Annotated in this window: 13 protein-coding genes and 1 tRNA gene; 12 read left to right on the forward strand and 2 right to left on the reverse strand. The window is 29.8% G+C overall.

Features of this window, described 5'->3' with window-relative positions; translation table 11 throughout:
- Together PKV21_06820 and PKV21_06825 are read left to right on the forward strand one after the other, a co-directional pair.
- On the forward strand, positions 1-728 hold a 728-nt coding region (locus PKV21_06820), incomplete at its 5' end, for a V-type ATP synthase subunit B (protein HOM27202.1).
- Position 729: 1 nt separating this feature from the next.
- The gene (locus tag PKV21_06825; GenBank protein HOM27203.1) at positions 730-1,338 is read left to right on the forward strand and encodes a V-type ATP synthase subunit D; all 609 of its coding nucleotides are present in this window, start codon (positions 730-732) and stop codon (positions 1,336-1,338) included.
- Between the two features lie 25 nt (positions 1,339-1,363).
- On the opposite strand, the gene dnaK is transcribed toward PKV21_06825, so the two are convergent.
- Complete coding sequence (gene dnaK, locus PKV21_06830) at positions 1,364-3,250, reverse strand: molecular chaperone DnaK (protein ID HOM27204.1); 1,887 nt, start codon at positions 3,248-3,250, stop codon at positions 1,364-1,366.
- An 82-nt stretch (positions 3,251-3,332) separates the two neighbouring features.
- Positions 3,333-3,405 (reverse strand) — tRNA-Val (locus PKV21_06835).
- Positions 3,406-3,531: 126 nt separating this feature from the next.
- Here PKV21_06835 and PKV21_06840 point away from each other — a divergent pair.
- From PKV21_06840 to PKV21_06885, 10 genes are all read left to right on the forward strand, one after another.
- On the forward strand, positions 3,532-4,170 hold the full coding sequence (locus tag PKV21_06840) for a corrinoid protein (protein HOM27205.1): 639 nt from the start codon (positions 3,532-3,534) through the stop codon (positions 4,168-4,170).
- 1 nt (position 4,171) lies between these two features.
- Positions 4,172-4,771, forward strand: a complete 600-nt coding sequence (plsY, locus tag PKV21_06845) for a glycerol-3-phosphate 1-O-acyltransferase PlsY (protein ID HOM27206.1) — start codon at positions 4,172-4,174, stop codon at positions 4,769-4,771.
- Positions 4,756-5,742, forward strand: a complete 987-nt coding sequence (locus PKV21_06850) for an NAD(P)H-dependent glycerol-3-phosphate dehydrogenase (GenBank protein HOM27207.1) — start codon at positions 4,756-4,758, stop codon at positions 5,740-5,742. The genes plsY and PKV21_06850 overlap by 16 nt, the downstream gene beginning before the upstream one ends.
- Positions 5,739-6,047: a MerR family transcriptional regulator gene (locus tag PKV21_06855; protein HOM27208.1), complete on the forward strand. Its 309-nt coding sequence runs from the start codon at positions 5,739-5,741 to the stop codon at positions 6,045-6,047. Before PKV21_06850 ends, PKV21_06855 begins: the two co-directional genes overlap by 4 nt.
- Complete coding sequence (gene purN, locus PKV21_06860; GenBank protein HOM27209.1) at positions 6,035-6,643, forward strand: phosphoribosylglycinamide formyltransferase; 609 nt, start codon at positions 6,035-6,037, stop codon at positions 6,641-6,643. Before PKV21_06855 ends, purN begins: the two co-directional genes overlap by 13 nt.
- A complete protein-coding gene (locus PKV21_06865; protein ID HOM27210.1) occupies positions 6,640-7,113 on the forward strand; it encodes an N-acetyltransferase in 474 nt (157 codons plus the stop codon). Before purN ends, PKV21_06865 begins: the two co-directional genes overlap by 4 nt.
- Positions 7,110-8,219 (forward strand): hypothetical protein, encoded by a 1,110-nt coding sequence (locus tag PKV21_06870; protein HOM27211.1) that lies wholly within the window; start codon positions 7,110-7,112, stop codon positions 8,217-8,219. The genes PKV21_06865 and PKV21_06870 overlap by 4 nt, the downstream gene beginning before the upstream one ends.
- Before the next feature lie 15 nt (positions 8,220-8,234).
- A complete protein-coding gene (locus tag PKV21_06875; GenBank protein ID HOM27212.1) occupies positions 8,235-9,428 on the forward strand; it encodes an argininosuccinate synthase in 1,194 nt (397 codons plus the stop codon).
- On the forward strand, positions 9,425-10,510 hold the full coding sequence (locus PKV21_06880) for a uroporphyrinogen decarboxylase family protein (protein ID HOM27213.1): 1,086 nt from the start codon (positions 9,425-9,427) through the stop codon (positions 10,508-10,510). The genes PKV21_06875 and PKV21_06880 overlap by 4 nt, the downstream gene beginning before the upstream one ends.
- Positions 10,500-10,775 (forward strand): DUF72 domain-containing protein (locus PKV21_06885; GenBank protein HOM27214.1); only part of this gene is annotated, 276 nt, incomplete at its 3' end. The genes PKV21_06880 and PKV21_06885, both read left to right, overlap by 11 nt.

The following is a 10,775-nucleotide window of genomic DNA, read 5'->3' on the forward strand; positions in this document are numbered from 1 at the left end:
GAATATCAACTCCAAGAATTGCATTAACTGCTGCTGAATATCTTGCTTTTGAACTCGGTATGCATGTTCTTGTAATTTTAACTGATATGACAAATTATGCAGAAGCATTAAGAGAAATATCAGCAGCAAGAGATGAAATACCCGGAAGAAGAGGTTATCCTTCTTATTTATATACAGACCTTGCAACAATATATGAAAGAGCAGGAAGAATAAAAGGAAAACCAGGTTCAATAACTCAAATTCCAATTTTAACAATGCCACAGGATGATAAAACACATCCAATACCTGATTTAACAGGATATATAACAGAGGGACAGATAATTTTATCAAGAGCATTGCATTTGAAAGGAATTTATCCACCTGTGGATATATTAACTTCATTATCAAGATTGAGAGACAAAGGTATAGGGATTAAAAAAGAAACAGGAGAAAAACTTACAAGGGAAGACCATCCATATCTTGCAAGTCAACTTTTCGCATCATATGCGAGAGGTAAGGAAGCAGAAGAACTTGCAATGGTTCTTGGAGAGGCGGCTTTAACAGAATCAGATATTGCCCATTTAAATTTTGCAAGAAAATTTGAAGAGGAATTCATAAATCAGGGATTGAATGAAAACAGAAGTATTGAGGAAACATTAAATCTTGGATGGAAATTAATTAAAATGTTGCCAAAAATAGATATTAAGAGAATCCCTCCTTTCATAATGGAAAAATTCTGGAAGGATTAAAATGAAAATAAAGGTAAATCCAACAAGAATGGAATTATTGAAATTAAAGAAAAGAATTGCTATTGCAAAGAGAGGACATAAACTTCTGAAAGACAAAGAAGAACAACTTTTAATTGAATTCAGAAAACTGATTTCTATTGTTAAAAAAGAAAGAAAATTGATTGAAAATGAATTTATTAATTTTTGTGAAAAGGTATTAATTTTAAGAGGTTCAATTGATGAAAAAAGATGGAATTCGCTTTTAAAAATACCATTTATTGAAATCAAATACAGTTTAAATAGAAAAAGGATATTTAATATTCCTGTAAATGAAATTGAAACATATATTTCTGGAGAATTTGTTTTTAATTATTTTCTCTCTCCCTATGAAAATTTTATGATTAAAGAAGGGATGAGGATTTTAAAAAAACTATTTATTTTATATGGACTTGAAAATAAATTGATAAGTTTTGCGGAAGAAATTGAAAGAACCAGAAGAAGAGTTAATGCCCTTGAATATGTTTTAATTCCAAATATAGAAGAGGCAATAAGGTATATTCAGATAAAACTTGATGAATATGAAAGAACCTCTCTTACAACCCTAAAACATCTAAAACTTATAGAGGGATAAATTTCTAAACAGCTTTTTATAAAACTTATTGTTCTTTATTTTTATCGTCCTCTACTTTATATTCTGCATCAACAACTTTTTCATTTTCTTGTTTTCCTTCCTGACCTGACTGAGGACCCTGACTCTGTGCGCTACCATAAGATTGCTGTGCTTGTTGGTATAAAATCTGAGCAAGTTTATGGGATGCTGTCTCAAGTTCTTCTATTCCTTTTCTTATCTGGTCTGCTGTTTTTGTTTCTGAATCAATTATTTTTCTTAAATTGTTTATTTTTTCCTCTATCTCTTTTCTTTCACTCTCACTCAATTTATTTCCATGTTCTTTCAATGTCTTGTTAACTGTATAAATTAAAGAATCTGCCTGATTTGAAAGTTCTGCTATTTCTCTTAATTTTTTATCTTCTTCTGCAAATCTTTCTGCTTCTTTAACCATTTTTTCAATTTCTTCCTGAGATAATTTCTTTGAACCGGTTATTCTTATAGATTGTTCTTTTCCAGTTCCAAGGTCTTTTGCAGAAACATGTAAAATTCCATTAGCATCAATATCAAAAGTAACCTCAATTTGAGGAATACCTCTCGGAGCAGGTGGAATACCATCAAGATGAAATCTACCAAGAGAAAGATTATCCTTTGCCATAGGTCTTTCACCTTGAAGAACATGTACTTCAACAGATGTCTGATTATCAGTGGCAGTTGTAAATATCTGACTTCTTTTTACAGGAATAGTTGTATTTCTTTCAATTATTTTAGTAAAGACACCACCAAGTGTTTCAACTCCAAGAGAAAGAGGTGTAACATCAAGAAGTAAAATATCCTTATCTTTCATCTCACCGGCAAGAATTGCACCCTGAATTGCTGCTCCAATAGAAACACATTCCATAGGGTCAACTCCTCTTTCTGGCTGAATTCCGATATAATCCTGAATAAATTTCTGAACTATTGGCATTCTTGTAGGACCTCCTACAAGAATCACTTTATTTATTTCTGACCTTTTAAGTTTCGCATCTTCAATTGCTCTATCCACTGGACCTTTGCATCTATCTATAATTGGAGAAATGAGTTCTTCAAGTTTTGCTCTATTTATTTTCATTATTAAATGTTTTGGTCCTGTCTGGTCAGCTGTGATAAAAGGTAAATTTATTTCTGTTTCAACAACCGAAGATAATTCTATTTTTGCTTTTTCTGCTGCTTCCTTTAATCGCATCATAGCCATTTTATCATTCCTCAAATCTATACCTGTTTCTCTTTTAAACTGTTCTACAATATATTCAATTAATGCATTATCCATATCTGTACCACCAAGTTGTGTATCTCCACTTGTTGATAGAACTTTAAAAACCCCACCCATCATCTCCATTATAGTAACATCAAGAGTTCCTGCACCAAAGTCAAAAACAAGTATCTTCAATTCTTCTTTAAGTTTATCAAGTCCATATGCTAGTGAAGCAGCGGTTGGCTCATTAATTAACCTTACAACTTCAAGACCAGCAATAGTTCCTGCGTCTTTTGTTGCCTGTCTCTGGTTATCATTAAAATACGCAGGAACAGTTATCACTGCTTTTTTAATAGGATAACCAAGAAAATTCTCAGCATCTTTTTTAATTTTCTGTAATATAAAAGCAGAAATCTGTTCAGGAGTATATGTTTTTCCATATATGTGATATTTAAAATCTGTTCCCATTTTCCTTTTTGCTGCAAAAACAGTTCCTTCAGGATTAACTGCTGCCTGTCTTCTTGCTGGTTCACCAACAAGAACCTGTCCATCCTTTGTAAATGCAACATAAGAAGGAAATGCCTTACCACCAACAATAGTAGTACCCTCTGCACTTGGGATTATAACAGGTTTATCTCCTTCCATAATTGCTGCAGATGAATTACTTGTTCCAAGGTCAATTCCTATAATTTTTTCTGCCATTTTTATTCCTCCTTTTTTTTTAATTTAGATGAGTTATAAATTAAAGAAGTTTCATTAAAATGAATAATATTAAAATCTTAAATGGGCGGTGCAGGACTTGAACCTGCGGCCCCTACCTTGTAAGGGTAGTGCTCTAACCACTGAGCTAACCGCCCTAATAGATTTATTTTACAATTTTTATAATTTTATGTAAAATACTTTTATTGATGTTTGTGAATCTATATTGACAAAAAGAAAAAATATGATTAAATAAAACAAATTAAAACAAAAAGGAGGAAAAAATGGCAAATGATTTATTAAATGGGATTAAGGAAAGTGTAATTAAAGGTGATATGAAAAAAACAGAAGAATTAGTTGATAAAGCAATTAAGGAAAGTTTGCCTGTTGAAAAAATATTAAATGAGGGTTTGATTGCTGGAATGATGGTGGTTGGAGAAAAGTTTAAAAATAATGAATATTATGTCCCTGAAGTTTTAATAGCAGCAAGAGCAATGAATAAAGGAATGAGTTTACTTGAACCATTAATTGTACAGGCAGGAATAAAACCAATTGCCAAACTTGCAATTGGAACAGTTAAAGGTGATTTACATGATATAGGAAAGAATTTGGTTGTTATGATGTGGAAAGGTGCTGGCTTTGAAGTTCTTGACCTTGGTATAGATGTTCCACCAGAAAAATTTGTTGAAGCAGCAAAAAGCGGAGTACAGGTTATTGGAATGAGTGCACTCTTAACAACAACAATGGTTCAAATGAAGGAAACAATTGAAGTTTTGAAAAAGGAAGGTGTAAGAGATAATGTAAAAATAATTATTGGTGGAGCACCTGTAACTCAGGAATTTGCAAATGAAATTGGTGCTGACGGCTATGCACCTGATGCTGCAAGTGCAGTAGATAAAGTTAAGGAACTTATTAATTTATAATGTGAATAAATTTTATTATTTAGTATTCTCTTATTTTGCAGGAAGTATTCCATTTGGATATCTGTTATGTAAATTATTCAAAGGGATAGATATTCGCAAATTTGGAAGCGGAAATATTGGTGCTACTAATGTTTATAGAGTTTGCGGTTGGAAACTGGGAATTCCTGCCTTAATTCTTGATATTTTAAAAGGATTTATTCCAGTTTATACAGGTAAAATTCTTATGTTTTCAAGTCCTTTTATCCTTGCAAGTGGTATTCTTTCAATATTAGGACATTCTTTTTCTATTTTTTTAAAAGGGAAAGGTGGAAAAGGTGTCTCAACAAGTTTTGGTGTTGTTATAGGACTATTACCTCTTCCTGCTTTAATCTCATTTTTTGTCTGGATAATCGTAGTTCTTTCTACAAAATATGTTTCTCTTGGTTCAATTACAGGAGCACTTTCTTTGACAATTTTTACTTTTATATTTAACAAAAATAGTTTCCTTTTTTATGTGAGTATTTTTATCTTTATCTTTATAGTTTATACACACAAGGAAAATATTAAACGACTTTTAAATAAAAAAGAAAACAGGATTGTTTTTCCATGGGAAAGAAAATAGGAATACTTGGAAGTGGTGGCTGGGGAATTTCACTTGCTCTTCTTCTTAATAAACTAAAAAATAAAGTTTTTCTCTGGGAACCATTAAAAGAAAATTATGAAATTTTAATTAAAAAAAGAGAGAATATTAACTATTTCAAAGGCATAAGAATTCCAAAAATAATAGAAATATCAAATTCATTAGAAGAAACTGTTTTAAATTCTGAAATTTTAATTATAGTTGTAAGGTCATCTTTTTTCAGGGATACAATAAAAAAACTAAAATTATATTATCAAAATCAACCTATATTAATTGGGACAAAAGGACTGGAATTAAACACAGGGAAAAGAATGTCAGAAATCTTGAAAGAGTTTATTAAAAATGATAGTTATGCAGTACTTTCGGGTCCCACAATAGCAAAAGAAGTAGTAAAAGGTTATCCCACTGCTGCTGTTGTTGCTTCTAATAATAAAAATATTTCGGAATTTTTTCAGCGGATAATAAGTTGTGAAAACTTCAGAATTTATTCAAGTAAGGATATAATAGGAGTTGAAGTTGGAGGAGCATTTAAAAATATTATTGCTATAGGAGCAGGAATAATTGATGGTCTTAAACTCGGAATTAACACAAAATCATCTTATCTTACAAGAGGTTTAAATGAAATGATAAAAATTGGTACTTTTCTTGGAGGGGAAGAAAAAACATTTAGAGGACTTTCAGGTATGGGTGATTTGATAACCACTTCATTTTCAAAATATAGTAGAAACAGGTCATTTGGAGAAGGGATTGTAAAGATAGGAAAAGAAAAATACTTAAAAAATGCAAAAATGGTAATTGAAGGAATCCCAACTACAAGAGCATTTTATAAATTGAGCAAAAAACTTGATATTGAACTTCCAATTACAGAAGCAATTTACAGGATTATTTATAAAAACAGTGATGTAAGAAAAGAAATAAAAAAACTTATGCTAAGGGAACTTAAAAAAGAATGAAAGGTAAATTTTATTACATAAAGGATGTATCAAAATTACTGGATATTCCCTCTCATATATTGAGATACTGGGAAAAGGAATTAAACTTTAAAATAATGAGGGACAAAAAAGGCAATAGAATTTATACAGAAAATGATATTGAAATGTTGAAAAATGTGAAGTTAATGATTTATAGAGATGGTTTTAAGATTAGAGGAGTAAAGAAAAAACTGAAAGAGAAAAAATTGGAAAATAAAAAAGAATATGTTAAATTATTAAATAAAATCTTAAAAAAAATAAAGGAAATAAAAAAATGTTTACAATAGGAGTACTTGCTTCTGGAAAAGGGACAAATCTTCAGGCAATAATTGATTATATAAAAGAGGAAAATTTACAGATAAAAATCGGGGTTGTGATAAGTGACAATCCCCAGGCATATGCACTTGAAATAGCCAAAAAAGATGGAATAAAAAGCATCTGTATACCCTGTACCAAATATAAAACAATACTTGATAAAGAAACTGAAATTAAATATGTTGAAGTATTAAAAGAAAACAACGTAGACCTTGTCTGTCTTGCTGGATTTATGCGAGTATTGAAAAGTACATTTATAAGAAATTTTCCAAACAGAATTATAAATATCCATCCATCTCTTTTACCATCTTTTCCCGGTCTTGAAAGTTGGCGTCAGGCACTTGAATATGGAGTAAAATTTACAGGTTGTACAGTCCATTTTGTTGACGAAGGTATTGATTCAGGACCAATAATACTTCAAGCAGTTGTCCCTATCCTTCCGGAAGACACACCTGAAACACTACATAAAAGAATTCAGGAAAAAGAACACATTATATATCCTCTTGCAATAAGATTAATCGCAGAGGGAAAAGTAAGTATTGTTGGGAGAAAAGTTTATATAAAATGAAAAACGAAGAAATTATTATCAGAAAAAGTAAGTTAAAAGATGTACCATCCATAAGACAGATAGTAAATAAATTCGCAATGGAAGGAAAAATGCTGCCTCTTTCACTAAATCAAATTTATGAAAGAATAAGAGATTTTACTGTACTGGAGAGAAATGGAAAAATTATTGGGTGTGGTGCCTTAAAAATAATATGGAAAGACCTTGCTGAAATAAGGTCTCTTGCAGTAAAACAACAGTTTCAAAAAAAGGGATACGGGAAAAAAATTGTTGAAGTTTTATTAAAAGAAGCAGAAGAACTTGAAATTAAAAGAGTTTTTGTTCTAACCTATAACCCTGAATTTTTCAGCAGGTTTGGATTTGAAAAAATTTCAAAACAGAAACTTCCTCACAAAATATGGGTGGATTGTATAAACTGTCCGAAATTCCCAAGGTGTGATGAAATTCCAATGATGAATATATTAAAAAAATGAAAAAACTCCTTTTTTTAATTTTATTTTTTTCAAGTTTTTGTTTTTCAAAAGTTTTTATAAAAGATGAAATAAAAATAGATGGTTCTGATGAAGTAGTTTTTGTAATCGGAGAAAATCTTATTTTATCAGGTGAATTTAAAAACGAACTTGTTGGAATTGGAAAAAGTATAAAAGGAAATTTTAAAATAAAGGGTGATTTTATTTTTGCTGCTTTAAATCAGGAAATCGCTCCTGATATTGAAAATGACTTTTACTCTGTCGGAAATAAAATAATCTTTAATGGCAGAACAGGAGGAACTTTCACATGTATAGGTAGAAATATAATTTTAGAAAATACAGAGATTGATGGTAATTTAAGGTTAATGGGAAATAGAATTACTTTAAAAAATGTAAAAATTAAACAAAAAAGTTCTATTTATGGAAAAGAAATAAAAATATCCGGAGTTTTTTCTGATATTAATTTACACTGTGAAAAAATTGAAGTTGAAAAGGGAACAGAAATTTACGGTGACTTAATATATTATTCTGATAATTATCCTCCTAAAGAACTTTTTTCCAATGTAAAAGGTAAAATTATATGGAAACCATCCTATGGTGGAAAAGTAAAACAAAAAACAGAAACTTTTAAAAAAATAAAATTTTTATATTCTTTTTTCTCACTACTTTTCCCTTATTTTTTACTTTTATTTTTCACCCCTAATTTACTTAAATCAACAACTTTAACATCTGGAAAAAGTTTTATAAAATCATTTTTTTTAGGTTTATTTTCAATCATAATTTTCAGTTTTTTTATTTTAATTTTTCTTATTACTATTATAGGGGTTCCGACAGGTCTAATACTAATTACATTTTTTGCTTCGGCACTTTATCTATCAAGAGGTTTTATATTCATTTATCTTGGAAGAACCATTTTATATAAATTAAAAGATAACAGAATTATATGGACTCTATCAATTTTTTTAGGAATTTTAATTTTTAATCTTTTATCCCTGAATTCTACTTTGAAAATAATAAGTAATATAATTTCAGCGCCAGTAGGATTTGGTGCTTTATTAATAGATAGAGTAAAATTATTAAAAAAACTTAAAGAAGAAAAAATAATTTAAGGAGGAGGTAAAAAAATGAAGATAGTGATTGCATATTCTGGAGGACTTGATACTTCTGTCGCTATAAGATATTTAAAGGATAAGTATAATGCTGAAATAATTGCTTACACTTCAAACATCGGACAGAAAATAGAATCATCAGAAATACTTGAAGAAAGAGCAAAAAAAGCAGGTGCAAAAAAATTTTATTATGAGGACTTAAGAGAAAAGTTTATTAATGAGTATATAATACCTGCTCTTAAAGCAGGAGCAATCTATCAGGAGAAATATCCACTTGCAACATCTCTATCAAGACCATTAATAGCAGAAGGAGTTATAAGAATTGCAAAAAAAGAAAAAGCAGATGCAGTATCTCATGGATGTACAGGAAAGGGAAATGACCAGGTAAGATTTGAGTTGACTTTTAAATATCTTGCTCCAGATATAAAAGTTATTGCACCATTAAGGGAATGGGAATTTAAATCAAGAGAAGAAGAAATTGAATATGCAAAAGAAAAAGAAATTCCGGTTTCTACTACAAAGAAAAAACCATATAGTATTGATGAAAACTTATGGGGAATATCTATTGAGTGTGGAGTTCTTGAAGACCCTTATACAGAACCACCCGAAGATGCATATCAGATAACAACTTCTCCTGAAAAAGCACCGGGAAAACCGGAATATATTGAAATTGGATTTGAAAAAGGTGTTTTTGTTTCTCTGAATGGGAAAAAATTAAATCAGATAGAGATAATAGAAAAACTGACAAAAATTGGAGCAAAGCATGGAATAGGAAGAATTGATATGATTGAAGATAGACTGGTAGGTATAAAATCAAGAGAAATATATGAAGCACCAGCAGCAGTAATTTTACATACAGCACATAATGAACTTGAAAAACTTGTATTTTCAAGAGATTTATATGAATTTAAAAAACTTGTATCAATAAAATATTCACAGATTATTTATTTTGGTCAGTGGTTTTCTGAATTGAGAAAATGTCTTGATAAATTTGTTGAAGAAAGTCAGAAATATGTAACTGGAAAAGTAAAATTGAAACTTTACAAAGGAAATTGTATTGTAGTTGGCAGAAGTTCACCCTACTCTCTTTATAAAGAAGAACTTGCTACATATACAGAAAAGGATATATTTGACCACAAAGCATCAACAGGTTTTATTGAAATTTTTGGACTAACAAGTAAACTTGAAGGTGAAAGGAATAAATTATGAAAAAAGAGAAAAAGGTTAAAATTGATGAAAAAGAAGTTAATACAAAAAATTTTTTAAAAGCAGTACTTTTTGATTATCCTGACTGGATACCTGTTGGTGTTGGAATTTTACCTGCTGCCTGGTTTAAATATAAAGAGGGACTTGAAAAAATTTTGCTTTCACATCCTGTTATATTTCCAAATTATAAAAAAGGAAGTTTTGAAAATATAAGATTATCTCCTGAATATAAAAAGGGCAAATTTGTAGATATCTGGGGAATAACGTGGGAAAATTTAGAGGAAGGGATCTGTGGTGCACCTGTTGAAGAACTTGCTCCATTAAAAAACTGGAATGATTTTGAAAATTATAAGTTTCCAGACCCTTTAAAATATGATAGATACGGAAATCAGATAAACTGGGAAGAAATCAGGAAAAATCTTGAAAATTTAAAAAAACAGGGAAAAATTGCAGGAGGTGGTTTATTTCATGGTTCTATGTATATGCAACTTTATTATTTAAGAGGATTTGAAAATTTTATGATTGATATAGCAACAGAAGAGCCAAATTTAGAAATATTAATTAATATTGTTTTTGAATATAATATGAAAATTATTGAAAAATGGATAGAAATTGGTGCAGAGATGATTTATTTTGGAGATGACCTTGGTCTTCAAAAGTCATTACCTATAAGTCCAGAAAAATGGAGAAAATATATAAAACCTCCTTATAAAAAAATGTTTGAAAAATGTGTTGAAAATGGTCTTATAATTTATTTACATTCAGATGGATACATTCTTGATATAATTCCTGATTTGATTGAATGTGGACTTGATATGGTCAATCCACAGATAAGACCAAATACATTAAAGGGTATTGAAAAGTATTGTAAGGGGAAAATAGCGGTAAATCTTGACCTTGACAGACAGTTATTTCCATTTGCTACAAAAAATCAAATAGAAGACCATATCAAGGAAGCAATTGATACACTTGCCTTACCTGAAGGAGGACTATCTTTAAGTGTGGAAATAGGACCGGATGTACCCCTTGAAATAATTGAAACAATATGTAGTACCCTGGAAAAATTAAACTGTCATGGATGGTAAAACGGAAATTTATGTAGGAACAAGTGGCTGGCTTTATGAATGGAATGAAGGTAAAAGTTTTGACTGGTATGTTGAAAATTCTAATTTAAATTCAGTTGAACTAAATGCTTCCTTTTACAGATTCCCATTTCCAAATCAGATAAAAGGATGGGCTAACAAATGTAAAGATATAAATTTTTCAGTAAAAGTTCATAGAAAAATAACCCATTTATTGAAATTAAGTCCTGAAAGCAAAGATGTATGGAATGATTTTAAAAATTTATTT

The organism is bacterium (assembly GCA_035371905.1).
Taxonomy (GTDB): Bacteria; Ratteibacteria; UBA8468; order B48-G9; family JAFGKM01; genus JAMWDI01.